Consider the following 24,445-nt stretch of genomic DNA (forward strand, 5'->3'; position numbering starts at 1 on the left):
GGTGTCGCTGTTGCACGTCATGGGAAGGTTCATCTGTGTCCGTCGATCTCCCCGCGCTGCTGGCCGATCTGGAAGAGCTCGTGACCTGCGAGTCGTTCTCGGCCGATCACGCCGGGGTGGCGCGCAGCGCCGGGGTCCTCGCGCGCCAGGGCACCCGGCTGCTGGGCGCGGCCCCCGAGACGATCCTGCTGGACGGCGTGACCCATCTGCGGTGGACGTTCGGGACACCGCGGGTCCTGCTGGTGGGGCATCACGACACGGTGTGGCCGCCGGGGTCGCTGAAGACGCATCCGTGGTCGTTGGTGGACGGGATCGCGCGCGGTCCCGGGGTGTTCGACATGAAGGCCGGGCTGGTGCAGCTCTTCCATGGGCTGGCGTCCCTGCCGGGGCTGGACGGGGTGTGCGTCCTCGTCACCGGTGACGAGGAGGTCGGGTCGGTGACCTCGCAGAAGCTGGTCGAGGAGTCGGCGCGCGGCCTGTCCGCCGCGTTCGTGCTGGAGGGGGCCGGGGACGGCGGGGCGCTCAAGACCGGCCGCAAGGGCGTGTCCTGGTACGAGGTGCGGGTGCATGGGAAGGCCGCGCATTCCGGTCTGGAACCGGAGAAGGGGGTCAACGCGGCGGTCGAGGCGGCCGAGCAGATCCTCGCGCTCCGCGACCTGACGACCGCGGCGTCCGGGGCGGCGCCGGCGGGCCTGGACGGGACGACCGTGACGCCGACGCTGCTCACGGCCGGCACCACGAGCAACACCGTGCCGGCGATGGCGACGATGTACGTGGACGTGCGGGCGCCGAGCCGCGCGGCGCAGGAGCGGGTGGACGGGCTGATGCACGGGCTCGTCCCCCGGACGCCGGGGGCGCGGCTGGAGGTCCTCGGCGGGGTCAACCGGCCGCCGCTGGAGACCGCGTCGTCCGCCGGGCTGTACGGGCTGGCGCGGCGCGTCGCGTCCGGCCTCGGGATGGAGCCGCCGCGCGGCGTCGCCGTGGGCGGGGCGTCGGACGGGAACTTCACCGCCGGCGTCGGCTGCCCCACGCTGGACGGGCTCGGCGCGGTGGGCGGCGGCGCGCACGCCGACGACGAGCATGTGGTCACCGCCGAGATGCCCGGACGCGCCCGGCTGCTCGCCGGGCTGGTGGAGGGGGTGCTGCGATGACCGAGGTCCGTGAGCTGCGTGAACTGGACGAGCTGGAGGCGCTCCACCGGCTGATCGGCGACATCTGGCGTCCCGAGCCCGGGGCGGAGCCGATCCAGGTCGAGATGCTGCGCGCCCTGGCGCACGCCGGCAACTACGTCGCCGGGGCGTTCAGCGGGGACGGCCGCATGGTCGGCCTCTCGGTGGCGTTCCTGGCCGATCCGCCGGGCGTCGCGCTGCATTCGCACATCACCGGGGCGGTCGGCGGGCGCGGCGTCGGGCTGGCGCTCAAGCTGCATCAGCGGGAGTGGGCGCTGGCGCGGGGGCTGAGCCGGATCACCTGGACCTACGATCCGCTGGTCCGGCGGAACGCCTACTTCAACCTGGTGAAGCTGGGCGCCCGTCCCGGCGAGTACCTGCCCTCGTTCTACGGGACGATCGAGGACTCGATCAACGCGGGCGACGAGACCGACCGGGTGCTGGCGGTCTGGCCGCTGCCGGACCCGCGGGTGGTGGCCGCCACGCGGGGCGAGCACGTCCCGGTGCCGGTGCCGGACGACGCCGTGACCGCGCTGGGCGAGAAGGACGGGTGGCCGGTGCGCGGCGGGACGGACGCGTCCACCCTGCTGGTCGCCGTGCCGGAGGACATCGAGGGGCTGCGCCGGTCCGCCCCGGAGGCCGCGCGGGCGTGGCGGACGGCCGTCCGGGACGTGCTGGGCGGCCTGCTGGACGACGGCGCGCGGGTCACCGGGTTCCACCGCAGGACCAGCTACGTCGTCGAACGCGCCGAGGGGACCACGTGAGGATCACCGGGATCGAGCTGCGCCGGATCACGCTGCCGCTGGTGGCGCCGTTCCGCACCTCGTTCGGCACCGAGACCGCCCGCGACGTGCTGCTGATCCGGGTGGTGACGCCGGACGCCGAGGGCTGGGGCGAGTGCGTCGCGATGGACGAGCCGCTCTACTCCGCGGAGTACGCCGACGGCGCGGCGGACGTGCTGCACCGGTTCCTGATCCCGGCGCTACCGAGGGACGCGGACGCGCACGCGGTGGAGCGGGCGCTCGAACCGTTCAAGGGGCACCGGATGGCCAAGGCCGCGCTCAGCACCGCCGCCTTGGACGCGCAGCTCCGCGCGGCCGGCGAGCCGCTCGCCCGGTTCCTCGGCGCGTCCCGCGACCGGGTGCCGTGCGGGGTGTCGGTCGGGATCATGGACTCGATCCCCGAGCTGCTGGACGCGGTCGCGGGCTATCTCGGCGAGGGCTACGTCCGGATCAAGCTGAAGATCGAGCCGGGCTGGGAGGTGGAGCCGGTCCGCGCCGTCCGCGAGCGGTTCGGCGACGGGGTGCTGCTCCAGGTCGACGCGAACGCCGCGTTCACGCTGTCCGACGCGCGGCTGCTGGCCCGGCTGGACGACTTCGACCTGCTGCTGATCGAGCAGCCGCTGGCGGAGGACGACCTGGTGCAGCACGCGCGGCTCGCCCGGCTGCTCCGCACGCCGGTCTGCCTGGACGAGTCGATCGAGTCCGCCGCGCACGCCGCCGCCGCGATCTCGCTGGGCGCCGCGTCGATCGTCAACATCAAGCCGGGCCGGGTCGGCGGCTACCTGGAGGCGCGCCGGATCCACGACCTGTGCCGGGCGCACGGCGTGCCGGTGTGGTGCGGCGGGATGCTGGAGACCGGGATCGGCCGCGCGCCCAACGTGGCGCTCGCGGCGCTGCCCGGGTTCACCCTGCCGGGCGACACCTCCGCGTCGCGGCGCTACTACGCCGAGGACGTCACCGAGCCGTTCGTCCTGGACGACGGCCATCTCGACGTGCCGTCCGGTCCGGGCATCGGGGTGGAGCCGGTCGCGGCGCGGCTGGACGAGTTCACCACGTCCACCGAATGGATCCCGCTGTAGGTCCCTGCCGCCCCGGCCCGGTTCTGACCTGGGCTTCGGCGCGCGGCAAAAATTCATTCAACTTCGTACCTCTCAACCGCGAACCTTTCAGGGCCCCCAGACGTCACATGGATCGGACGCCGGGTTCTGCCTGGGCCGCTGCCGGGCGTGTGGGGAATATCCGCCGGAGCGGCCGGGAACAAGATCGCCCCGTTTGCGTTCTTTTAAGCCGACGCGTGTGGCGCTCGGCGGACAGGTGAGGGAGAACGGTGCGACGTACGGCCTTGGTCATGGCACTGGTCCTGGGATTGACGGCGGCTTGCAGCGACGACGGCGGCGGGGGCGCGACCACCAAAGGCGGCGATGACGGCTCCCCCAAGCTGACCATCAGCCCGGCGGACGGCAGCGGCGACGCGCGCCCCGACGCGGGCGTGACGGTGACGGCGGCGGGGGGCACGCTCGGCCAGGTGTCGGTGAAGATGAAGGGCGCCGAGGTGCCCGGACGGCTCTCCCCCGACAAGAGCAGGTGGCAGTCCACCTGGACGCTCGTCCCGGGTGCGAAGTACCAGGTGTCGGCGACGGCGGCGTCCCCCAAGGGCAAGAGCACGACGGCCACCAGCGCGTTCCAGACCGTCCGGAAGACCGCCGCCACGAAGATCACCAACGTGGTGCCGAGCGAGGGTGAGACGGTCGGCACCGGGATGCCGGTCTTCGTGCAGTTCAGCAAGGAGGTCCCGGCCAAGGCGCGGCCGGGCGTCGAGCGCGCCATCGAGATCTCCTCCACCACCCCCACCGAGGGCGCCTGGCGCTGGCTCAGCGCGGGCGAGTCGTTCAACGGGCTCCCGTCGGCGGTGTTCCGGCCGCGGAATCCGTGGAAAGCCCGCCAGCAGGTCTCGCTGACCGTGCACTACGCCGGCCTGAAGATCGGCGACAGCGTGTTCGGCGCCAAGGACGTCACCCGCAAGTTCCGCATCGGCGACTCGCACACCATCACCGTCAACGCCAAGACCGACCGGCTGGTCGTCAAGAAGAACGGCCGGACCGTCCGCAACTGGGGCGTCAGCCTCGGCCAGGGCGGCGACCGGCAGGCCGACGGCGTCGACCACCTGCTCACCACCAGCGGCGTGCACCTGACCATGGACCGCAGCAGGATGGAGCGGATGCGCCCGCCCGGCAAGAAGAAGGGCGACGCCGGCTGGTACGACGAGCAGGTCCCCTGGGCCACCCGCATCTCCAACAGCGGCGAGTACATCCACCAGAACATGGACGACCCGACCTGCCTCGGCGACCGCAACTGCAGCCACGGCTGCGTCCGCTCCCCCGCCGGCGACGCCCAGTGGTTCTTCGGCTGGGCCTACCGCGGCGACATGGTGACCATCACCGGCACCAAGCGCAGCCTCGAATGGACCAACGGCTGGGGCTACTGGCAGATGCCGTTCGAGAAGTGGACCAAGGGCGGCGTCCTCGGCAAGCCCGTCACCACCGCCTCGCTGAACGCCTGACGCACCCCCGCGCGCACCCCGCCGCCCGTGCCGTCCGCCCGCGCCGTCCGACCCGGTCTTCCGGGCGGACGGCGCGGTTGAGAGGATCGGGGCCAGAATCGGATTCGGGAGGACGCGCATGACCGGGACCGCAGCGGACGTGGCGGCGCTGCTCGATCTGACCGCGCTGGACGACGACGTCTTCATCGTCCCCGTTGCACCGGCCCGTCCCGGCGACACGGTCCAGATGCGCGCGTTCGGCGGACAGGTCGCCGGGCAGGCCCTCCGAGCCGCGTGCCGCACGGTCGATCCGGGACGGCCGCCGCACTCGATGCACGCCTACTTCATCCGGCCGGGACGTCCGGAGGAGCCGGTCCGGCTGGACGTGGCCCGGTCCCGGGACGGCCGCACGTTCTCCACCCGGCACGTCACCGCCGCCCAGGGCGGCAAGCCGATCTTCGAGCTGATCGCCTCGTTCCACGACCCCGAGCCCGGCCACGCCTGGCAGTCGGGGACGCGGCCGGACGTGCCGCCGCCGGACCGGCTGGAGCGGTCGGCGCTGCCGTCCTTCTTCCGGTATCCCGGCGGCTTCGACATCCGGCTGGTGAACCCGTCCGAGCCCACCGCGTTCCCGGTGCGGCACCCGTTCTGGATCCGGCTGTCCGAGCCGGTCGGCGACGACCCGGCGCTGCACGCCTCGCTCATCGCCTATCTCACCGACATGGCCGTGGTGAGCAGCGCGATCGCGCCCGATTCGCGGATCACGCTGGGCACCGCGGTCAGCCTCGACCACACCGTGTGGTTCCACCGGCCCGCCCGGGTCGACGCGTGGCTGCTGTACTCCGTCGACCCGGTCATCAACCACGGCGCCCGCGGCCTGGCCCGCGGCCACCTGCACACACTCGACGGCGCGCTCGTCGCCTCGGTGGCGCAGGAGGTCCTGCTGCGCCCGGCGGATGCCTGACGGGCCACACCCCCGGCGCGGAGCCCGGCGAGTGACGCCCGGCCGCCCGCTCCGTTACGGCACCTGCGCAGGGGTGGTCCAGCGCGCCGGAACGTGGCCCAGCCGGACGCGCTGCGGGTGGTCGCCGACCGCCACCGACGCGACCTTCTTCCCCGTCGCGAAGTCGATCGCGGTGACCTGGTCGGCACCGCTCTCGGAGATGACGCACGACTTGCCGTCACCGCTGACGGTCGCCCAGTACGGCTTGACGGCGGGCACCAGCGGCGCCTCCTTGAGGGACGCGCGGTCGACGACGGTCGCGTAGTCGTCCATCGTCCCGGCGATGCACAGCTTGTCGCCCTTCGGGCTCATCGACAGGCCGTGGTGCCGGGAGTCGTTTACCCAGGTGGTGCGGTCGTCGCTGGTCTTGGGGTTCTTCGGCAGCGTCTTCATCCGGGTGATCTTGTCGGTGCCGACGTCGTACTCCAGGAACCCGTTGAAGAACGAGACCTGGAAGTACAGCGTGGACTCGTCCGGCGTGAACGCGACCGGCCGGACGGAGTCCGAGAGGCCCCGCTGCCCGAACGCGTCCAGCCGCTGGCGCATATCGATGACCTTGACCTGCTTGAACGTGGCCGTGTCGACGACGGTGATGCGGCGGTCGCCCTTCCCGAAGTCCATCCACGGGGCGTCGAACTGGTTGTTGACCTCGCCGATCGACATGTTCCAGAGGTACTTGCCGCCGCCGGTGAACACGTTCTCGTGCGGCTTGTCGCCGGTCTTGAACGACCCGGCCTGCGCGCCGGTCGCGATGTCGAGGACGTGGACGGTGTTGGACGTCGAGGCCGACACCGCGACCCGGGCGCCGTCCGGCGAGACTGCCATGTGGTCGGCGCGGAAGCCCGAGACGGGGAACCGCCAGTTGATCTTCCCGGTGGTCACGTCGATCGAGACCACGTCGGCGAAACTCGGCCGGGAGGCGACCACGGCCGACCCGTCGGGTGTGGAGTACATGTCGTCGACGTACTGGTCGTGCCCCTCGCCGGCGGTCTCCCGGACGCCGAGGTAGTAGACGAGCTTGACCGGGTTCGCGTAGATCTCCTTGAGGCGCTCGTCCTTGTCCGGGATGACGTTGAGACGGCCGATCCTGGCGAGGTCGCCGCGGGACTCGATGACGTCGGCGGTGCCCTCCCAGTTGTTGCCGACGAACATGACCTCGCGCAGGGCGGGATCCGCACCCGCCGCTCCGGCGCCGGCGACGGCCATCGCGCACGCCGCGGCGCCGCCGCCGAGGGCCCGCAACCCGAACGTCCGTCGCGTCCGCCTGGTCCTGGACGATGCCATCGCCGCGCTGCCTTCCGTCGAGCCGTGCCGATAACCCGAAAGTTCTTCGGGTTTAGCTACTGGAGAGTAATGAGGACGGCCCGTCCCCACAAGGCCCAATCGCCTTCACGACCCGACCCGCGCCCACACCCACTTGCCTTGCGGAGGCGTCGGCCGCACCCCGCACTCGGACGAGAGCGCCTGGACGATCGGAAGCCCCCACCCGCCCGTGCCGTCGTCGTGCCCGGGATCGAGCGCCTCGGGGTCGGGTGCGATGTCGTCCAGGCACAGCTCGACGACGGGCCCGGCCACCGGCATGGCGTCAGAGGAGTCCCAGACGCAGAGCAGCACCGACGCGGACTCCCGCGCGAGCCTGACCCGGATCTCCCCGTCCGGCGCACACTGGACGGCATTGGCGACCAATTCCCCGGCGACCAGCCGGAGATCGTCCAAGAGCCCCGAGAGACCCCATTCCGCCAGCCGATATTCGATCAGGCTCCGAACCCGCCCGGACGCCGTACGAGCGGCAAGACAGGTCATTTCCATTTCGCCAGAATTGGCGGATTTGACTCCCATTCCCTCCACCCTTCATCCTCTTATTCTCGAGACAAGGGTGCGAATCTCGGGCTACCTTGGCCATGCTTTCGATATCACTGAAAACAAAGGATCTTGGACAGGTGGCCGATGGAAAGCCATGACTCGCTCGATCCGCGCTCGTCGCTGTGGGACCTCGTAGCCGTTCAACTGCGCAATCTCCGACTGAAGCACGGCTGGACCTGTCAGCAGGTCGGCGACGTGGCGAAGGCATCTCGATCACATGTTTCAAACTGGGAGGCGGGTCGCCGCCGTCCGGCCCAAGCAAACCTCGCCCCGCTCGACGAGGCGTGGGACACCGCCGACCTACTGACGAACCTGGCCGAACACGCGAAGGACGGCCTGGACCGTCCGCGCGTCGGCGCCTTCTTGAAGTACGAACACTCAGCTCTGTCGATCAAGAACTACAGCTCTGATGTCGTGTTCGGCCTGTTCCAGACCGAGGACTACGCCCGCGCGTTGTTCAAAAGAGGCGGGGTCGTGGACGACATTGACGATGCGGTCAGAGAGCGCATGGACCGACAGCAGCGGCTGTATGCCCCCGACCCACCCCGCCTATGGGTGGTGCTCGCGCAGCCCGTGCTGTGGTGGCAGGTCGGTGGCATCGAGGTAATGCGCGGCCAACTCGACCACCTGCTGCGGGTATCAGAACTTGATCACGTAAGCCTGCGAGTGCTGCCCGTCTCGGCTGGCTGGCCCGGCGTGAGTGGATCACTGTTCTTCATCACAACACGCAACAGAGAGGTCGCATACCTGGAATCGGGACGCATGGGCAGACTGGTCGAGCGACTGCCCGATATACGTGAGTTGAGCGTAAGCTACGAGCGGATTGGGGCCTCAGCGCTCCCGGAGGACCAGTCACGGAAACTGCTCGAGCACATGCAAGGACTGATGAGATGACCACTTGGCGAAAGTCCAGCCGCAGCGACGAGACCGGAGGGGCCTGCGTGGAACTGGCCGGCCTACCGAATGCCATCGCCCTCCGCGACAGCAAGGCCCCCGACGCCGGGCACCTCACTCTTACCCCCGACACGTTCAGCGAGCTCCTGGCCCGCATGAAGCGCGGCGAGCTCGACCGCTGAAACACCGATGAGCCCCGGCCGTGCGCCGAGGCTCACGCACGCCGGCGGGAGCCCGGTTCGGAGACACCGGCCCGGGGTCTGACGGTTATCCGCGTCCTTCGGGTGGTTCGCCGGTGGCCCAGTTCCAGCCGGTGATCGTGGTGCGCATCAGCCGGGCGGCGATCGACAGGTGGCTGTCGGCGGCCCAGAACAGGGTGAGGGTGCGGCGGCAGCCGGGGTCGTCGACGGCGATCCAGGCCCCAGGGGCGCGGGTGGCGGTGCGCCGCGCGATGGCGGGGACGAGTCCGATGCCGAGGCCCGCGCTGATCAGGTCGGCGATGGCGCTGGGCTCGTCGCCCTCACAGACGATCTTCGGGGTGAGGCCCCTGGCGGCGAAGAGCCGGTCGAGGAGGCGGCGTTGCCAGTGCCCCTTGCCCGCGGTGACGAAGGGCTGATCGGCGATCTCGTCGATGGTCACCGAGGTACGGCCGGCCAGCGGATGATCGAGCGGCGTGACCACCCACACCGCCTCGTCGAACAACTCGACCGACTCCAGGCCCTCGGCGTGGACCGGCTGCGAGGCGACGCACAGGTCCACGTCCTGGGCCCGCAGGCGGCGGGCCATGTCCTCGGCCGGCGTCCAGTGGAGTTCGACCTCGATGGTGGAGTGGGCCCGCTTGTAGGCCGCCAGCGGCCCGGTGAGCGTGAGGAACGTCTCCGACGCCAGTCTCACGGTGCCCACGCCCTCGCTGGTGACCTCGGCGACGGCTCGCCGTCCCGCGTCGAGTTCGCCGAGGGAGCGTTCGACGTAGCCGCGGAAGAGCTTGCCCGTGTCGTTCAGCCGGAGCCGGCCGGACCGGTCGAACAGCGGGGTGCCGAGTTCGTTCTCCAACCGGCCGATGGTGCGGCTCAATGACGGCTGGGCGACGTGAAGCTCGTCCGCCGCGCGGCTGAGGTGTTCCAGCCGCGCCACCACCAGGAACTGCCTGAGCGTGTTCAGATCCATGGCCCTCTTCTCGTTGGGGCGGGACCGGAGTCATGTCCTTAGGTGCATAACCGCATAGCGATATTGATCTTAGACAAGATAACTCAGTGATCATAGTGTCGTGGGCGATCCCGAATCGAGAAGAGTGAGGAGGACGCCCATGGCCACCACAGTCGACAGGTTCCGCCCGGCCGCACCGGTCTCCTCGCATCGGACGAGGCTCGCCGGGCGGGTACTGCGGGCGGTCGTCAGCGCGCACCTGGTCGCGATCTTCGGCCAGCCGGTGTTCGCCGGCGTGTTCCTGAGCGGCGACTACGACGGCCTGCGCTGGCACCTGGCCGGCGCCAACATCACCACCTCCGTCGGCTACCTGCAGCTGATCGCGGCGATCGTGGTCTGGGTCCGGCTGCGTCAGGTCTGGCCGTTCCTCGCCACGTCGGCCGTGGTCGCAGCCGAGACGGTGCAGTACTTCGCCGGGATGGAAGGCGCGCTGTGGCTGCACCTGCCGCTCGGCGTGATCACCATCGTCGCGCTCGTCGTGGTGTTCATCGCCGTGTGGCGCCGTCCACTCCGGTCGCGCCCCCCGCGCGAGCGCGCGCAGACCGTGACGGAGCAGCAGGGGGATGACGATGAGTGAGCGGGACGACGACCGACCCGGTCGCGCTCGGGGAGCGACCAGGCGCAAGGTGCTGGGCATCGGCGGGGCGCTCGGGCTGACGGCGGCCACCGGGCTGTCGACCGCGGCGGCGCTGGCCCGCCACCCGCCGTTCACCGGTGACGAACTGCGCAGCGCAGCGCCGCTGCCACCGGCGTTCCAGGTGCCGCTGCCGCTTCCCTCCGTGCTGGCGCCGATCAGCACCTCGGGCGGTATCGACCGCTACGAGATCACCCAGCGCGAGGCGGCCGTGGAGATCCTGCCCGGTGTCAGGACGCCGATGTGGACGTACGGTGGCACCTTCCCGGGGCCCACGATCGAGTCGCGCCGGGGCAGACCGGTCACCGTGAGGCACCACAACGAGCTGCCCGTGCCGACCGTCGTGCACCTGCACGGCGGACACACCCCGGCAAGCGCCGACGGGTACCCGACCGACCTCGTCCTGCCCGAGGGGTGGCCGGACCCCGCCCGCACCGGCCGGGCCGGGCACGGCATGAGCGGGCACGGCATGAGCGGGCACGGCGCGAGCGGTATGCAGGGCATGCGCGATCCGCGGGCGGTGGTGACCAGGCTGACGCGGGACTACACGTTCCCGCTGGACCAGCGGCCGGCGCTGCTCTGGTACCACGACCACCGGATGGACTTCACCGCCCCCGCGATCTGGCGGGGGCTCGCCGGGATGCACATCGTGCGCGACGAGGCCGAGGACTCGCTCGGCCTGCCCGCGGGACGGCGCGAACTGCCCCTCATGATCGCGGACCGTGTGTTCACCGCCGCCGGAGCCCTGGACTATCCCGCCCTCGACCCCACCCTGCGAGGGCGTCCGGGCGTCCGCGACACCTATCTCGCCGGAGTCCTCGGTGACGTGATCCTGGTCAACGGCGCCCCGTGGCCCGTGCACGAGGTGGACGCGGCCCGGTACCGGCTGCGCGTCCTGAACGCCTCGAACGCCCGGCACTACGAACTCGAAGCGGTCACCGACAACGGGCGCCGGCTCGACCTCGTCCAGGTCGGCGCCGACCAGGGACTGCTCGCCGCGCCGGTCGCCCACCGGCTCCTGCCGATCGCGCCCGCCGAACGCTACGACGTGGTCATCGACTTCGCAGGCGTCCCGGTCGGCGGCCGCGTCAGGGTCGTCAACCGGCTGGGCTCAGGGCGCACCCGCGACGTGATGGCCTTCCGCGTCGCACGCGAGGCCACCGACGAGAGCCGCGTCCCGCGCGTCCTCTCCAGGGACCTGCCGGCCTGGCGGCGGTCGGACGCCGCCAGGGTGCGGGAGCTCTCCTTCCGCGCCGGGCGGATGCACGGCGGTCACGGATGGCTGATCGACGGGAGGCCGTTCGACCCCGCCCGCACCGACGTCACCGTCCCTCTCGGCGATGTCGAGGTGTGGCGGCTGGTGGCCGACGTGCACCATCCCGTCCACCTGCATCTGGTCGGCTTCCGGGTGCTCTCGCGCGGCGGCCGGCCACCGCTGCCCCACGACGCGGGCCTCAAAGACACCGTCTCACTGCGGCCCGGCGAATCGGCGGAGATCATCACCCGTTTCGACGGCTACCGCGGTCGCTACCTCTTCCACTGCCACAACGCCGAACACGAGGACATGGGAATGATGGCCAACCTTGAGGTCGTCTGACGCTCCCGTCCGGGAACAACCCTCCCGGCATCCACGTGGCGTCGAGGATCTGATCGCCGCCGGAGACAAGATCAACGAGAGCTTCATCGCCCGCTTCGCCGACGGCCGGATCACCGACTTCTGGGGGGCGTCGACGAGATCATCCAGGTTCCCGACGTCCAACCCCCCGCCGTCGGCCTCCCGGGCGGCCCGGGGGGCGGACCGAGCGGCAACAAGGGCCTGTTCCGGGCCCTTCAGATCATCGGCGTGATGGTGTGCCTCGTCGGAGTGGTCCTCGGCTGCACGCCGATCGACCACAACAACGGTTCGGGCATCCAGCATGACTGCGGCAGCGGATGGGCCCCGGATGACTACTACCAGTGCCCGACAGAGCAGGCGGCGGCCCGGCAGAAGTCCCTCATATTCTTGCTGCCCGGTGCGGGGATGGTCATCGCCGGTTTCGCGCTCTCCCGCACCAGGCGCTGACGGGGTGACCGCGTTCGACGAAGCCCGTCCGGCGGTGCGCGCGGCCACCGCGCGATCCTCTGCTGTTCTCACGAACACCGGTGATCACGCGATGGCCGTCACGCCTTGCTAGAGGGCTTCGGCGAAGCGGGTGATCTGGTCGGGGTCGTTGCCGTGGCAGTAGAGGACGACCTCGTCAGAGCCCATGTCCTCGAACCGGGCGATGGCGTCGCGGATCTGGGCGGGGGTGGTGAGCATCCCGGCGACCATGTGCCGGGCCTGGTCGGTGAAGCCGTAGTACGCGGCCATCGCGGTGCGGGCCTCGTCGATGACGTGCTGCGGGCCGAGGGCCGCGTTGACCTGGGCGACGATGCGGGGGGCGCCGGTGCGGCCGTGGTCCTTCCAGGTGCGGTGGACGTGGTCGATCAGGCCGCCCGCCCAGCTCGGCGGGGCCGCGCACAGGAAGCCGTCGCCCCAGCGGGCCACGCGCTCGAGCGCGGCGGGCTGGAAAGCGCCGAAGAGGATCTCGGGGCCGCCGGGACGGGCCGGAGCGGGACCGATGGGCCCGGCCTCCTCGCTGAACGGCTCGCCCGCCCAGACGCGGCGCAGGACGGGCATCTGCGCGTCCAGGTAGCGTCCCCGGGTGCGGAGATCGGTGCCGGCCGCGGCGTGGTCGTCCGCCCGTCCGCCGACGCCGAGCCCGAGGACCAGGCGCCCGCCGGAGAGCCGGTCGAGGGTGGCGACCTGCTTGGCGAGCAGGGCGGTCGTGCGCAGCGGGGCGAGGAGCACCTCGGTCTGGATCCGGATCCGGGTGGTGGCTCCGGCGATGGCGGCGAGCGCGACGAGCGGTTCGGGGTTGCCGTAGACGAGCCGGTCGAGCAGGCCGAGGGTGCTGAACGGGCCGGCGTCGGCGCGGCGGGCCCAGTCGAGCAGGGTGTCGGGGTCGGTGACGGGCAGGCCGAGACCGATGTTCATGGGTGCCTCCGAAAAGGGCAGCGGCGTGTAAGGACGTGCCGCCCGCTCCATCACCCGTGCGGGTGGGGGCTCCCGTTCTGCGGCGTACTTCTGGGGAGCACCGGTTCAGAGTGGTCCCAGCGTAACGAACAGTGTTCGTCCCGACAACTCGGAGACGAGGCTATTTGCCCTTTTCACCGGCGAGCCTGCGGGCGGCCTTGAGTTCCTTCTCGTCCAGGCCCCAGTGGCCCGGACGCTGCTCGCCCTGGCCGTCGATCCAGCGGTTGTGGGTCTCCCAGGCGGCCTGCTTGCTGGTGCCGAGGGCCGCGCCGATCTCCGACCACGAGGCCCCGGCCCTGCGGGCCGACCGCACGGTGAGCTGGCGGCCGTAGCCGGCCTTGCGGGCGATCACCTCGCCCAGGCCGAGCAGTTCCAGGGCCTCGTTCCGGGTCAGCCCGGCATCGGGCTCCGACTCGTCACCGCCGTCCGCGGACGCGAGCGCGTCGCGCAGGCGCAGCGTGTCGTAGCGGGCGGCGGCGGTCAGCAGGGTGAATCGTCGTTCCAGCTCGTCAGGAGTCATGGCGCCAGCATCCCGTCAAGGGAGCCTGACGTCAAGACATCCTGACGGACCGGCGGGTCGTCAGCGCGGCGGCGCCTGGATCTTCCCGATGCCGAGGGTGTTGCTGCCCGGCAACAGGCCCGTCTTCAGGACGGCCACCAGCAGCGGCATCGTGAGCTCCGACAGGCGGGCGGCCTTCCCGGCGCCGAGCGCGCGCCACGGCGAGTAGGCGAGGTCGTCGGTGATCCGCTCGATCGAGTCGCGCAGCTCGCGCCCGCCCTCGGTCACGGTCCCGTCGGCGGCGAGCAGGCCGCGGGCGACGAGGCGGTCGCGGCCGGCGTTCCACTCCTCGTCGGTCCAGCCCCGGCTGGCGAACGTCTCGACCGGTGCGGCCCCGGCCGCCGCGAACGACACCAGCGACTCGACCGGATCGAGGCCGGCGGTGAGCAGGGCGGCGATGTGGCCGTCGCCGCGGTGCTCGCGCAGGATCGTGCTGGCCTGCCACAGGACCAGGTGCGGCTCGTCCGGCCAGGGCAGGCCCGCGTTGGCCGCGGCCAACGGGCGACCGGCGAAGTCGGCGGCGTCGACCGCCGCGCGGAGGAGGTCCGCGGCCTCGGCGAGCCCCGGGTCGGCGAGCCCGTCCTCGCCGAGGAGGGCGCGGTACATCCGGTCGACGATCCGGGTCCTGGCCTCCAGGACGCGTTCCGGCGAGGCCACCGCCCAGGCGGCGGGGAAGTGCGCGGCGACCGTCCGGGGGCTGAAGCTGTGGAAGGCGGAGGCGACCTGCGTCGCGCCCACCGGGCCGAGCGGCGCCGCCCGCCAGGCGAAATAGCTCGACCAGCGGTCGTCCGGGGCATATCCGAGCGCCCCGGCCTCGTCGAACATCTCCTTCGAATACCAGAACAGCGCGTTGATCGGTTCGAGCTGGTGCCACATCTGCCGGGCCAGGCCGGGGTCCTCGGTCATGTCCATTCCGTTCGTCGTTCCGGCGGAGTCACAGACTTGGACATTACGCCGACACGAGAAGGGATCGCGGTCCGGCGGGCCGCGTGCGCGGGGCGCCGACCGCCGAGCGTCTACGCTGGGGGTTCGAGAGATCACCGATCGTGACGGACGGGACTGTGGCGACCACGAGGGCGGGCAGGGCGGGGCGGTGGTTCCGGCACTGGCGGTCGAGGCTGCTCTACTCGATCCGCGGCCGGGCGACCGTGGTGACCGTGGTGGTGTCGGCGCTGATCCTGGACGTGTGCCTGGCGTTGGCGGGGATGCTGGCGCAGGACGCGGCGGAGAACGTGGTCGCGGACCGGGTGGAGAAGACCGTCGAGCGGATCGGCTACGACATCGCGCGGACGGACGCGACGGTCCCGATCGTCCCGAGGGAGGACGAGGCGAACCTGGTCCAGATCGTCCGGAACGACCAGACGGTGCTGGCCGCCAGTGCCGACGCGCAGGGGCTGCCGGCGCTGGCGGCGCCGTCCCTCAACCGGAACCAGCTTCTCATCGACCGGAAGACGTGCCCCGCGTTCCTGGACGGCTGTGCGTGGGTGTTCGGCCTGCGGATGCCGGATTCACCGTACGGCCCTCAGGTGATGCTGTACGCGGCGGAGCCGCTGCCGACGCTGGCGGGCACATGGCCGGTGACGCTGTGGGCGCTGCTGATCCTCGCGTTGCTGCTGGGGCTGATCGGGTGGTGGACGTGGCGGACGGTCGGGCGGACGCTCGCGCCGGTGGAGGCGATCCGGGCGGAGATGGCCGGGATCAGCGCCGCCGGGCTCGGCCGCCGGGTGCCGGTGCCGGACACCGGTGGTGAGATCCAGCATCTGGCGGAGACGGTGAACGACACGCTGGAGCGGCTGGAGGAGGCGACGGGGCGGGAGCGCCGGTTCGTGTCCGACGCCTCGCACGACCTGCGCAACCCGATCGCCGGGCTGCACACCCGCCTGGAGGTCGCGCTCGACGAGCCCGAGGGGTACGACTGGCGCGCGATGACCCGCGAGGCGCTGCGCGACACCGAGCGGCTGAACGACATCGTGGCCGACCTGCTCGAACTCTCCCGGCTCGACTCCCGGGCCCCGGCGCCGATGGAGCGGGTCGACCTGGCCGCGCTGGCCCGGCGCGAGATCGACCGGCGGCCGGCCGCGGTGCCGATCACGCCGCGGCTGGGCGAGGGGGCGGTCGTCGAGGCCAACCCCGTCCGGCTGGCGCGGGTGCTCGGCAACCTGCTGGGGAACGCCGAACGCCACGCCGAGTCGGGCATCGGCGTGGCGGTCGGCGTCGAGGAGGGCGAGGCGGTCCTGGAGGTCGTCGACGACGGCGCGGGCGTCCCGGAGGAGGCCCGGGAGCGGGTCTTCGAGCGGTTCGCGCGGCTGCCCGAGTCGCGGCGCCGGGATCCGGCCGGGACGGGGCTGGGCCTGCCGATCGCCCGGGAGATCGCGGAGATCTACGGCGGGACGCTGCGGATCGCCGACAGCCCGGTGGGCGCGCGGTTCGTGCTGCGCCTGCCGCTGGCGCCGCCGGGGGCCACGCTCGTCCGGTGAGGCGGAGTACGCGCGCGGGCGCGAGCTGAGCTCTGCTGACGCCACTGGGGAATGACCAGGGCGAGGGCGTTGTCATCCCTGGTGACGGACGAGGTCCCCCTTGGAGGAAGCATGGCGAACGATCCCGCGCTCGGCTGGCAGGGAGACCTACTGAACCTGGACGCCTACCTGACGCGGATCGGTTTCGCCGGTGATCCCGCCCCCACCGCCCGCACACTCCGCGCCGTGCAACGGGGACACGTCACATCGATCCCGTTCGAGAATCTCGAAATCATGCTCGACCGGCCCATCGTCTTCGGGATCGACAACCTGCAACGGAAGCTGGTGCTGGACCGCCGCGGCGGCTACTGCTTCGAGCAGACCGCGCTGTTCGCCGCCGCCCTGGAACGGCTCGGGTTCGCGTTCACCGCACTGGTCGGACGCGTCACGATGGGCTCCGACAAGCTCCGTCCCACGACGCACGCACTGCTGCTCGTCGAGGCGGACGGAGACCAGTGGATCTGCGACGTCGGGTTCGGGCGCGGCCCGCTGGAGCCGATCCTGTTCGCCGACGGGAACGAGGTCGTGCAGGACGGATGGGGCTTCCGTCTGGAGAAGCGCACCGACGCCAAGAGCGGGATGCCGGGCGTCCAGGAATGGGCACTCGTCCAGCACGGGCCTGACGGCTGGACGGAGCGGCACACCTTCCAGCTCGCCCCCGTGTACCGGCTCGACTTCGAAGTGCTCAGCCACTACGTCTCGACGCACCCGCGGTCGCCGTTCACGACGCGGCCGTTCGCGCAGCGGTTCACGGTCGAGGCGCACTACCAACTCGACGGGACGTCGCTGACGACCACCCGCCCGAACGGCAAGTCCGATATGCGCGTCGTCGGGCCGGCCGAGGTCCCGCCCCTATTGGACGAGACGTTCGGCATCACGCTGGCCCCCGCCGACGCGGCCCGCCTCACAGACGACCTGTCCGACGACCGCTGACCCCACGCCGCCGGAGGGTCCGCCAGGGGCGCGGGGCATCGTTCGGTATCGGTCCTGTCGTCGTTCAACCCGGCGTGGAATGCTGGTCATAGGGGTGTGCTCCCGCGCCGTCGACGATTGAGGAGCCCGATCGTGGCCGAGAAGCATCTGGAGATCGAGCGCAAGTACGACGCCGCCGCCGACTTCGAACTGCCCGATCTGTCCGGTCTCTCCGGGGTCGCCGCGCTCTCCGCCCCCGAGGCCCACCGTCTGCACGCGACCTATTTCGACACCGGGGACCTCCGGCTGGCGGCGCACGGCATCACGCTGCGGCGCCGGCGCGGCGGCGCCGACGCCGGATGGCACCTGAAGACGCCCGTCGGCCCGGACAGCAAGCAGGAGCTGCGGGCGCCGCTCGGCCGGGCGCGGATCGTCCCGTCCCAGCTCGCGTCGGTGGTCGCCGCCTACACGCGCGGCGCGGCGCTGGCCCCGGTGGCGACACTGGAGACCGGGCGGACGGTGATCCGGCTGCTGGACGAGGCGGGCGAGACGCTCGCCGAGATCGCCGACGACACGGTCACGGGCCGGGACCTGCGCGGCACCGTCCGGCCGGGCCCCGAGCCGGGCCCGGCACCGCCTGCCGACCCCCTCGGCACGCCTCCCCGGGCGCCCGCCGAGATGTGGCGTGAGATCGAGGTCGAGCTGGTCGCCGGTCCCCCGGCGCTGCTGAAGGCGGCCGGCAAACGGCTGGCCAAGGCCGGGGCCGGGCGCGCCGGATCGTCCTCGAAGCTGGGCCGGCTGCTCGGCGGGTCGATCGAGCCCAGCGCCGCGGCGCGGGCCCGCGCGGTGGCCCGCGCCCGGGTCCAGGAGGCCGTGCCGAGCGCGGGCGACGCGGTGAACGCCTACCTGGCGGCGCAGGTGGAGGCGGTGCTGAAGCACGATCCGGGGGCGCGGCTGGCCGAGGACGACGCGGTGCACCGGATGCGGGTCGCGGTCCGCCGCATCCGCAGCGCGTTGCAGACCTACCGGCCCGTCCTGGACCGCGGCGTCACCGATCCGCTGCGGCCCGAGCTGAAGTGGCTGGCCGGGGTGCTCGGCGAGGTCCGCGACCTGGAGGTGCTGCGGATGCGGTTCACCCGGCGCCTCGAAGCCCTCCGGAAAGCGGACGGGCCGGACGGGCCGGACGGGCCGGACGGCCCCGGCGAGCCCGACGGACCGGGCGGGGCCGGTGCGGCGGCCCCCCTCGCCTGGATGGAGGACATCGCCCGCCAAGAGCGGAGCGCGTATCGCCGCCTGAACTCCGCGCTGAAGGAACCGCGCTACTTCGCCCTGCTGGACGCCGTGGAATCGCTCGTCACCGACCCGCCGCTCACAAAACGGTCCGGCCGCACCGCCGCCAAGGAGCTGCCAGGACTGGTCACCCGGTCGTGGACGCGGCTGGAGAAGGCGTACTCGACCATCGAGGACGCAGAGGACGCCGCTACGGCACGGCACGAAACCCGCAAGGCGGCCAAGCGCGCCCGCTACGCGGCGGAACTGGCGGCCCCCGTCCTGGGCAAGCCCGCGGAGGAAACGGTCAAGAACGCCAAGCGGATTCAGGAAGTACTCGGCGGCTACCAGGACGGTGTCATCGCGATGGAACGGCTCAGCGCCTCGGTCGGCCGAGCCCGCGGGGCCGCCGAGGCGTTCACCCTCGGTGTCCTGTACGGGCTGGAGCACGGCGAAGCCGAATCCGCGCGCGACCGCTTGGCGAGCACCTGGGCACAGGTCTCCGCCCCGTCCTTCTAGAGCCGCCGGTCTCAGAGGGCGGCAGGCGGCGCGTGGCGTTCGAGGGCGGCGACCCTGCCGTCCTCGAACGCCAGGTGCGCGACCCAGAACTCGCCCTTGCGCAGACCCGGGTCCTCGGGGACCTCCTCGCCCGACTGGCCGCACAGCGCGGTGACGAGCTCGGCGACGATCTCACCGTGGGTGCAGACGAGCGCCGGGGCGCCGTCCGCGACCAGGTCGAGCAGCCGCGCGCGGGCGCGGTCCGGGGCGGTCTCGCCGATGGTGAACGCGCGGTCGGCGACGACGCCGGCGCGGATCAGCCGCGCGTACGGCAGGACGGTGCCGAGGCAGCGCACGGTCGCCGAGCTGATCACCCGCGCCGGGCCGAACGCGGCGAGCACCGCGGCCAGCCCGGACGCCTCGGTGCGGCCCCGCTCGTCGAGCGGGCGGAGCTCGTCGGCGTCCCCCCACCAGGCCTTCTCGCCCGCCGAGCCATGCCGGACGATCACCAGCGGGCGGGTGCGGAGCGGGCCCGCGGCGAACGCGCGCAGCAGGCCGGCGTCGTGCGGGTAGGTGAGCCGTCCGGCGGCGTCCGGGACGGGGAGCCAGGCGAGCTCGTCCACCTCGCTGTTCGGCGTGAACGCGGGCCCTGCGGTGACGGCGCCGCGCGCCGACCAGTAGTCGACCCGCTTGAGCCGGTCGTCCTTCGGATAGGTGCTGGTGGGCAGGCGGCGGCCGAGCCGGGTCGGCACCCCGGTCTCCTCCTCCACCTCGCGCACCGCGGCCAGCACGACGTGCTCGTCCTGCACGAGCTTGCCCTTGGGGAAGGACCAGTCGTCGTACCTGGGACGGTGGACGAGCGCGACCTCGGGCCCCCTGGCGCCGTCCCGCCACAGCACCGCGCCCGCCGCCCGGACGATCGTGTCCGGGGCGCGCGGCGGCGGCGGGTCAGCCATCGACGGTCCGCCAGCGCCGCGTCTTCACCAGGTGGCTCTGGATGTCGCGCGCCGCCCCGTCACCGCCCGCCCGGGGACGGCGCGTCCAGGCTCCGTCGGCGGCCAGGCACCACGCCTGGGTGCCCTCGTCCATGGCCAGGTCGATCAGGTCGATCAGGTCGGCGCGCTGCGCCCGGTCGGTCACGGTGACCAGGGCCTCCACCCGGCGGTCCAGGTTGCGGTGCATCAGGTCGGCGCTGCCGAGCCACACCTCGGGATCGCCGCCGTTCTCGAACGTGAACACCCGGGAGTGCTCCAGGAAGCGGCCGAGGACGCTGCGCACCCGAATCGTCTCCGACAGGCCCGGGACGCCCGGCCGCAGCGCGCAGATCCCGCGGACCCACACGTCCACCGGCACGCCCGCGCGCGACGCGCGGTAGAGCGCGTCGACGACGACCTCGTCGACCAGCGAGTTGCACTTCACCCGGATCCGGGCCGGACGGCCCGCGCGGCGGCCGTCGATCTCGCGCTCGATCCGCTGCACCAGGCCGGAGCGCAGGCTGTTGGGCGCCACCAGCAGCCGCTGGTAGGAGTTCTGCCGGGAGTAGCCGGTCAGGTGGTTGAACAGGGCGCTGACGTCCTCGCCGACCTGGGTGTCGGCGGTGAGCAGGCCGAAGTCCTCGTACTGCCGGGCCGTCTTGGGGTGGTAGTTGCCGGTGCCGATGTGGCAGTAGCGGCGCAGCACGCCGTCGGCGTCCTGCCGGACGACCATGGCGAGCTTGCAGTGCGTCTTGAGCCCCACGAACCCGTACACGACGTGGCAGCCGGCGTGCTCCAGCTTGCGCGCCCACGCGATGTTGGCGCGCTCGTCGAACCGGGCCTTGAGCTCGACCACCACCACGACCTGCTTGCCGGCCTCGGCGGCGTCGATCAGCGCGTCGACGATCGGCGAGTCGCCGCTGGTGCGGTAGAGCGTCTGCTTGATCGCCAGCACCCGCGGGTCGGCGGCGGCGTCCTCGACCAGCCGCTGCACGGTGGTGGTGAAGGAGTCGTAGGGGTGGTGGACGAGCACGTCGCGCTCACGGATCGCCGCGAAGATGCTCGCATCCGCCGGGATCGACTCCTTGGACGGGACGAAAGGGGGGTACTTCAGCTCCGGGCGGTCCAGGTCGGCGATGGCGGTCAGCCCGGCCAGGTCGAGCGGTCCGACCACCCGGTAGATCTGCCGTCCGTCGATGGCGAGCTCGGTGGTGAGCAGCTCCAGGACGCCCGGGGAGATGGAGTCCTCGACCTCCAACCGGACTACCGGGCCGAACCGGCGGCGCAGCAGCTCGCGTTCGAGCGCCTGGAGCAGGCCCTCGCTGATGTCGTCGTCGATCTCCAGGTCCTGGTTGCGGGTGACCCGGAACGCGTGGTGCTCGACCACCTCCATCCCGACGAAGAGCTGGCCGAGGTGCGCCGCGATCACGTCCTCCAGCGGGGTGAACCGGTCGGAGGAGGCCTCGATGAAGCGGGGCAGCAGCGGCGGCACCTTGACCCGGGCGAACATCGTCGCCTCGGTCTCCGGATCGCGGACGATCACCGCGAGGTTGAGCGACAGCCCGGAGATGTAGGGGAAGGGATGCGCGGAGTCGACCACCAGCGGGGTCAGCACCGGGTAGATCCGGTCGCGGAACAGCCGGCGCAGCCGCTCCTGCTCGGTCTCGGCGAGGTCGTCCCAGCGCAGGATGCCGATGCCCTCCTCGGCGAGGGCGGGCAGGACGTCGCCGCGGAAGCAGGCGGCGTGCCCCTGCATCAGCTCGTGCGCGACCTCGGCGGTGCGCTCCAGCACCTCGCGGGGCTGCCGCCCGCTGGCGGACTGGACGGCCAGGCCGGTCGCCATCCGGCGGGCGAGGCCGGCGACGCGCACCATGAAGAACTCGTCGAGGTTGCTCGCGAAGATCGACAGGAACCGGACCCGCTCCAGCAGCGGCAGGCCGGGATCCTCGGCGAGCTCCAGGACGCGCTGGTTGAACCGGAGCCAGCTCTCCTCCCGGTCCAGGAACCGGTCGTCGGGCAGTGCCTCCGCATTGCGAGGGATATGTCCCGGATTGACGGTCATAGTCGCGATATTCCCCGACCGAGATGAACGGACGACCAACGGGCGTGTTCTACCCAAGAGTCAGATACGTCCGATCATGCCCGGGGTTCCTGTTGATCACACGCGGGCCGGGTCGTCCGGTCAGACCGGCCGGGTCGGCTGGAGGAGCAGGCTCAGCACGGCCTCGTGGTCGTCGTCGGCGGCGCCGTCCTGCGCGTCCACCAGGTAGCCGCCCACCCAGACGCGGAGCATGAGGTGCCCGCGCAGCACCGCGTCGGCGGGGCCGAACCCGAGGCCGCCCAGGCACTCCCCGACGTGCCGCAGCAGGCTCCGGTCGGCCCGCCGCACCGCGTCCGCCACCTGCTCGTCGTGCTGGGCCCACAGCCGCATGGCCCGGTCGATCGGCGCGACCTCGCGCGCGAGCGCCTGGATGCGGCGGAGCCGTTCGCGCGGGTCGGCGGTGCTACCGAGCCGCAGCCCCAGCATCTCGTCGGTCCGCTCGTTCCCCCAGCGGTCGAGGATCGCCTGGACGAGGTCGGCCCGATCGTCGAAATGCCAGTAGAAGCTGCCCTTGGTCACGCCGAGCCGGGCGGCCAGCCCGTTGATCGCGATACCGCGCTCGCCGCTCCGCACCAGCTCGTCGTAGGCCGCCTCGACCCAGTCGCGGCGGGTGGTCCGCTTCGTGCTCATCAGACCAATGTTGTCGGATCCGGGTCCACACCGAGGTCGACCTTCCCGAACAGCCCGTAGGTGGCGTCCAGATCGAACACGACGTGGCCCGAGATGGTGTTGATGTCGCGCTGGGCCCGCTGGAGCGGCGAGTCCAGGAACTGGATGCTCGCCCCGCCCGCCGCGCACAGCTCGTTGACGGCCGTCCGGGCGGTGCCGACGACGTGCCCCCCGGTGAGCCGCACCCACGCGCGGTCGGGAAGCCCGAACCGGCCGCCCGACGCGTACGTTCCGTCCAGTCGGGCGACGGCGTCGTCCAGCAGCAGGCGCGCGGCGGCCAGGTCGGCGGTGCTCTTGGCCAGGCGCATCTGGCCGCTCATCAGGTCACGCTGCCGCGCTCCCGTATAGGCGATGACGCGCTCCTGTAGGCGGTCGCGAAACCGGGCGAGCGTCCCTTCGGCCGCCCCCAGCACGGGTGCCGCACCGGCCAGGACCAGGACGGGCACCATCGGCCAGCGCGCCGCCGGCTCGGCGTGGTCGTCCGCCCCAGGGGTCGTCCCCTTGACGAAGTCGCGCAGCGGGACGGACCGGTGCGCGGGGACGAAGCGGTTGGTCACCTCCAGGTCGTTACTGCCGGTGCCGCGCATCCCGCTGGTGTGCCAGACGTCGTGCACCGTGACGTCCTCGCGCGGGATCAGGAAGATCCGCGGCTCGACGGTCTCGCCCGCCGCGACGATGGCGTCGACCATGACCCACTCGGCGTGCGGGGCGCCGCTGCCCCAGGACCAGCGGCCGGTAACCCGGTGGCCGCCGTCCACCGGCTCGGCGGTGCCGGTGGGCGCGAGCGTGCACGGCGCGAACGTGTAGGGACGGTCCGCGAACACCTCGCGGCGCGCCTGCTCGGGGAACAGCGCGAGCATCCAGTTGTGCAGCGCGTAGACGGCCGTGACCCAGCCGGTGGAGGTGCAGCCCCGGCCGATCTCCCGGCAGGCGCCGACGAGGGCGTCCAGGCCGAGCCCGGCACCGCCCAGGGAACGCGGCACCAGGACGTCGAGCAGCCCGGCCCCGGCCAGGTCGGCGACGGTCTCGTCCGGCAGGCGGCGGGCGTCCTCGGCGTTCCTGGCGCGGTCGGCGAGCACCGGCGCGAGGTCCCGGGCGCGGCCCAGCAGGGCCTCTCCATACTCCATGGTACGGAGACAATACCCCTAGGTATGGTCCGTGCCCAGGGGTCCACGGCGGGAAGGGTTCGGAGGGGGAGGCTAGAGGGAGCCGGACCGGCCCGCGACCAGCCGGTGCCCGAGGCAGCCGGCCAGATCCCGCACGAACGCCTCCGACAGCGGCGGCCAGTTCCAGAACCGCAGGCCCAGCTCGGCGAACGCACACGGCACCGGCCAGCGCCACTCGTTGAACCCCGCCCGCCGCGCGCAGCGGGCGCACGCCAGCGCCCCCGGGCCGCCCTCGTCCGCCCAGTCGCCGACCACCGGCGCCACCGCCTCGAACGGCAGCCAGGCGGCACAGTGGGGGCAGGCCACCCGGTCGCCCTCGCCGATCGGCCCGTAGAACGCGGTGCGGCCGACGTCGATCTCCAGCCCGTTCGGCCAGACGTCCGGGAATCCGCCGGGGCCGCCGCAGACGACCGACAGGTGGGCCGGGCCGGGCGCGTACCCGCCGGACACGTCGCCGAGGACGCACTCGGTCGGATCTCCCATCACGATCCCCGCGGCGGTGAGCCGGCCGAGGACCCGCCGGGCGAGGCCCCGGGCCTCCCCCGGATGCGCGTCGACGTCCGCGAGCCACCGGCTGCCGTCCACCATGCGCACACCCTAGGCGAACGCCAGGGAAAGGCCGGGAACGGCCATATA

Annotated in this window: 24 protein-coding genes; 13 read left to right on the forward strand and 11 right to left on the reverse strand. The window is 72.2% G+C overall.

Annotated elements, in window-relative coordinates:
- The first annotated feature begins 35 nt into the window (after positions 1-35).
- From QP090_RS13455 to QP090_RS13475, 5 genes are all read left to right on the forward strand, one after another.
- On the forward strand, positions 36-1,151 hold the full coding sequence (locus tag QP090_RS13455; protein WP_285939118.1) for a M20 family metallopeptidase: 1,116 nt from the start codon (positions 36-38) through the stop codon (positions 1,149-1,151).
- Entirely contained in the window at positions 1,148-1,933 is a 786-nt protein-coding gene (locus QP090_RS13460) for a GNAT family N-acetyltransferase (protein WP_285939119.1), read from the forward strand. The genes QP090_RS13455 and QP090_RS13460 overlap by 4 nt, the downstream gene beginning before the upstream one ends.
- Positions 1,930-3,030 (forward strand): o-succinylbenzoate synthase, encoded by a 1,101-nt coding sequence (menC, locus tag QP090_RS13465; RefSeq protein ID WP_285939120.1) that lies wholly within the window; start codon positions 1,930-1,932, stop codon positions 3,028-3,030. The genes QP090_RS13460 and menC overlap by 4 nt, the downstream gene beginning before the upstream one ends.
- A 269-nt stretch (positions 3,031-3,299) precedes the next feature.
- The gene (locus QP090_RS13470) at positions 3,300-4,511 is read left to right on the forward strand and encodes a L,D-transpeptidase (RefSeq protein WP_285939121.1); all 1,212 of its coding nucleotides are present in this window, start codon (positions 3,300-3,302) and stop codon (positions 4,509-4,511) included.
- Between the two features lie 118 nt (positions 4,512-4,629).
- Positions 4,630-5,454, forward strand: coding sequence for an acyl-CoA thioesterase (locus QP090_RS13475; protein WP_285939123.1), 825 nt, complete (start codon positions 4,630-4,632; stop codon positions 5,452-5,454).
- Between the two features lie 54 nt (positions 5,455-5,508).
- Here the strand turns inward: QP090_RS13475 and QP090_RS13480 are convergent, their stop codons facing one another.
- The gene (locus tag QP090_RS13480; RefSeq protein WP_285939125.1) at positions 5,509-6,777 is read right to left on the reverse strand and encodes a YncE family protein; all 1,269 of its coding nucleotides are present in this window, start codon (positions 6,775-6,777) and stop codon (positions 5,509-5,511) included.
- 105 nt (positions 6,778-6,882) lie between these two features.
- Complete coding sequence (locus tag QP090_RS13485; protein WP_349666496.1) at positions 6,883-7,332, reverse strand: ATP-binding protein; 450 nt, start codon at positions 7,330-7,332, stop codon at positions 6,883-6,885.
- 108 nt (positions 7,333-7,440) lie between these two features.
- Between QP090_RS13485 and QP090_RS13490 the strand changes: the two genes are divergently transcribed.
- Together QP090_RS13490 and QP090_RS13495 are read left to right on the forward strand one after the other, a co-directional pair.
- A complete protein-coding gene (locus tag QP090_RS13490) occupies positions 7,441-8,250 on the forward strand; it encodes a helix-turn-helix domain-containing protein (RefSeq protein WP_285939127.1) in 810 nt (269 codons plus the stop codon).
- Complete coding sequence (locus tag QP090_RS13495; protein ID WP_285939128.1) at positions 8,247-8,432, forward strand: DUF397 domain-containing protein; 186 nt, start codon at positions 8,247-8,249, stop codon at positions 8,430-8,432. Before QP090_RS13490 ends, QP090_RS13495 begins: the two co-directional genes overlap by 4 nt.
- A gap of 85 nt (positions 8,433-8,517) precedes the next feature.
- On the opposite strand, the gene QP090_RS13500 is transcribed toward QP090_RS13495, so the two are convergent.
- On the reverse strand, positions 8,518-9,417 hold the full coding sequence (locus tag QP090_RS13500; RefSeq protein WP_285939129.1) for a LysR substrate-binding domain-containing protein: 900 nt from the start codon (positions 9,415-9,417) through the stop codon (positions 8,518-8,520).
- 139 nt (positions 9,418-9,556) lie between these two features.
- On the opposite strand from QP090_RS13500, the gene QP090_RS13505 reads away from it, so the two are divergent.
- From QP090_RS13505 to QP090_RS13515, 3 genes are all read left to right on the forward strand, one after another.
- On the forward strand, positions 9,557-10,033 hold the full coding sequence (locus tag QP090_RS13505; protein WP_285939131.1) for a hypothetical protein: 477 nt from the start codon (positions 9,557-9,559) through the stop codon (positions 10,031-10,033).
- On the forward strand, positions 10,026-11,687 hold the full coding sequence (locus QP090_RS13510) for a multicopper oxidase family protein (RefSeq protein ID WP_285939132.1): 1,662 nt from the start codon (positions 10,026-10,028) through the stop codon (positions 11,685-11,687). Before QP090_RS13505 ends, QP090_RS13510 begins: the two co-directional genes overlap by 8 nt.
- Before the next feature lie 249 nt (positions 11,688-11,936).
- On the forward strand, positions 11,937-12,152 hold the full coding sequence (locus tag QP090_RS13515) for a hypothetical protein (protein WP_285939133.1): 216 nt from the start codon (positions 11,937-11,939) through the stop codon (positions 12,150-12,152).
- A gap of 108 nt (positions 12,153-12,260) precedes the next feature.
- Here the strand turns inward: QP090_RS13515 and QP090_RS13520 are convergent, their stop codons facing one another.
- The 3 genes from QP090_RS13520 to QP090_RS13530 form a co-directional block, all read right to left on the reverse strand.
- Positions 12,261-13,106 carry an LLM class flavin-dependent oxidoreductase gene (locus tag QP090_RS13520; protein WP_285939135.1) on the reverse strand — a complete coding sequence of 282 codons (846 nt, stop codon included), beginning with the start codon at positions 13,104-13,106 and terminating at the stop codon, positions 12,261-12,263.
- Positions 13,107-13,266: 160 nt separating this feature from the next.
- Positions 13,267-13,665, reverse strand: coding sequence for a hypothetical protein (locus tag QP090_RS13525; protein WP_285939137.1), 399 nt, complete (start codon positions 13,663-13,665; stop codon positions 13,267-13,269).
- Positions 13,666-13,725: 60 nt separating this feature from the next.
- Positions 13,726-14,610: an SCO6745 family protein gene (locus tag QP090_RS13530; RefSeq protein WP_285939139.1), complete on the reverse strand. Its 885-nt coding sequence runs from the start codon at positions 14,608-14,610 to the stop codon at positions 13,726-13,728.
- A gap of 155 nt (positions 14,611-14,765) precedes the next feature.
- Between QP090_RS13530 and QP090_RS13535 the strand changes: the two genes are divergently transcribed.
- The 3 genes from QP090_RS13535 (at position 14,766) to QP090_RS13545 (ending at position 18,920) form a co-directional block, all read left to right on the forward strand.
- Positions 14,766-16,181, forward strand: coding sequence for a sensor histidine kinase (locus QP090_RS13535; protein ID WP_285939141.1), 1,416 nt, complete (start codon positions 14,766-14,768; stop codon positions 16,179-16,181).
- A 111-nt stretch (positions 16,182-16,292) separates the two neighbouring features.
- Positions 16,293-17,153 (forward strand): arylamine N-acetyltransferase family protein, encoded by an 861-nt coding sequence (locus tag QP090_RS13540; protein ID WP_285939142.1) that lies wholly within the window; start codon positions 16,293-16,295, stop codon positions 17,151-17,153.
- 132 nt (positions 17,154-17,285) lie between these two features.
- Positions 17,286-18,920, forward strand: a complete 1,635-nt coding sequence (locus tag QP090_RS13545; protein ID WP_285939143.1) for a CYTH and CHAD domain-containing protein — start codon at positions 17,286-17,288, stop codon at positions 18,918-18,920.
- An 11-nt stretch (positions 18,921-18,931) separates the two neighbouring features.
- Here the strand turns inward: QP090_RS13545 and QP090_RS13550 are convergent, their stop codons facing one another.
- From QP090_RS13550 to QP090_RS13570, 5 genes are all read right to left on the reverse strand, one after another.
- Entirely contained in the window at positions 18,932-19,855 is a 924-nt protein-coding gene (locus tag QP090_RS13550; RefSeq protein WP_285939144.1) for an NUDIX hydrolase, read from the reverse strand.
- Complete coding sequence (locus tag QP090_RS13555; RefSeq protein ID WP_285939145.1) at positions 19,848-21,935, reverse strand: RNA degradosome polyphosphate kinase; 2,088 nt, start codon at positions 21,933-21,935, stop codon at positions 19,848-19,850. Before QP090_RS13555 ends, QP090_RS13550 begins: the two co-directional genes overlap by 8 nt.
- Before the next feature lie 120 nt (positions 21,936-22,055).
- Positions 22,056-22,604: a TetR/AcrR family transcriptional regulator gene (locus tag QP090_RS13560; protein WP_285939146.1), complete on the reverse strand. Its 549-nt coding sequence runs from the start codon at positions 22,602-22,604 to the stop codon at positions 22,056-22,058.
- Complete coding sequence (locus QP090_RS13565) at positions 22,604-23,770, reverse strand: acyl-CoA dehydrogenase family protein (RefSeq protein WP_285939147.1); 1,167 nt, start codon at positions 23,768-23,770, stop codon at positions 22,604-22,606. The genes QP090_RS13560 and QP090_RS13565 overlap by 1 nt, the downstream gene beginning before the upstream one ends.
- Before the next feature lie 72 nt (positions 23,771-23,842).
- Entirely contained in the window at positions 23,843-24,397 is a 555-nt protein-coding gene (locus QP090_RS13570; protein WP_285939148.1) for a hypothetical protein, read from the reverse strand.
- Positions 24,398-24,445: the final 48 nt, after the last annotated feature.

The organism is Actinomadura xylanilytica, assembly GCF_030283145.1.
GTDB lineage: Bacteria > Actinomycetota > Actinomycetes > Streptosporangiales > Streptosporangiaceae > Spirillospora > Spirillospora xylanilytica.

Coding starts and splice junctions, on each gene's coding strand:
- QP090_RS13470 (WP_285939121.1), top strand. CDS start 3,300: ATGGCACTGGTCCTGGGATTGACGGCGGCTTGCAGCGACGACGGCGGC.
- QP090_RS13555 (WP_285939145.1), bottom strand. CDS start 21,935: ATGACCGTCAATCCGGGACATATCCCTCGCAATGCGGAGGCACTGCCC.
- QP090_RS13480 (WP_285939125.1), bottom strand. CDS start 6,777: ATGGCATCGTCCAGGACCAGGCGGACGCGACGGACGTTCGGGTTGCGG.
- QP090_RS13525 (WP_285939137.1), bottom strand. CDS start 13,665: ATGACTCCTGACGAGCTGGAACGACGATTCACCCTGCTGACCGCCGCC.
- QP090_RS13460 (WP_285939119.1), top strand. CDS start 1,148: ATGACCGAGGTCCGTGAGCTGCGTGAACTGGACGAGCTGGAGGCGCTC.
- QP090_RS13515 (WP_285939133.1), top strand. CDS start 11,937: ATGGTGTGCCTCGTCGGAGTGGTCCTCGGCTGCACGCCGATCGACCAC.
- QP090_RS13560 (WP_285939146.1), bottom strand. CDS start 22,604: ATGAGCACGAAGCGGACCACCCGCCGCGACTGGGTCGAGGCGGCCTAC.
- QP090_RS13530 (WP_285939139.1), bottom strand. CDS start 14,610: ATGACCGAGGACCCCGGCCTGGCCCGGCAGATGTGGCACCAGCTCGAA.
- QP090_RS13495 (WP_285939128.1), top strand. CDS start 8,247: ATGACCACTTGGCGAAAGTCCAGCCGCAGCGACGAGACCGGAGGGGCC.
- QP090_RS13485 (WP_349666496.1), bottom strand. CDS start 7,332: ATGGGAGTCAAATCCGCCAATTCTGGCGAAATGGAAATGACCTGTCTT.
- QP090_RS13475 (WP_285939123.1), top strand. CDS start 4,630: ATGACCGGGACCGCAGCGGACGTGGCGGCGCTGCTCGATCTGACCGCG.
- QP090_RS13570 (WP_285939148.1), bottom strand. CDS start 24,397: ATGGTGGACGGCAGCCGGTGGCTCGCGGACGTCGACGCGCATCCGGGG.
- QP090_RS13520 (WP_285939135.1), bottom strand. CDS start 13,106: ATGAACATCGGTCTCGGCCTGCCCGTCACCGACCCCGACACCCTGCTC.
- QP090_RS13565 (WP_285939147.1), bottom strand. CDS start 23,770: ATGGAGTATGGAGAGGCCCTGCTGGGCCGCGCCCGGGACCTCGCGCCG.
- QP090_RS13490 (WP_285939127.1), top strand. CDS start 7,441: ATGGAAAGCCATGACTCGCTCGATCCGCGCTCGTCGCTGTGGGACCTC.
- QP090_RS13500 (WP_285939129.1), bottom strand. CDS start 9,417: ATGGATCTGAACACGCTCAGGCAGTTCCTGGTGGTGGCGCGGCTGGAA.
- QP090_RS13540 (WP_285939142.1), top strand. CDS start 16,293: ATGGCGAACGATCCCGCGCTCGGCTGGCAGGGAGACCTACTGAACCTG.
- QP090_RS13510 (WP_285939132.1), top strand. CDS start 10,026: ATGAGTGAGCGGGACGACGACCGACCCGGTCGCGCTCGGGGAGCGACC.
- QP090_RS13505 (WP_285939131.1), top strand. CDS start 9,557: ATGGCCACCACAGTCGACAGGTTCCGCCCGGCCGCACCGGTCTCCTCG.
- QP090_RS13550 (WP_285939144.1), bottom strand. CDS start 19,855: ATGGCTGACCCGCCGCCGCCGCGCGCCCCGGACACGATCGTCCGGGCG.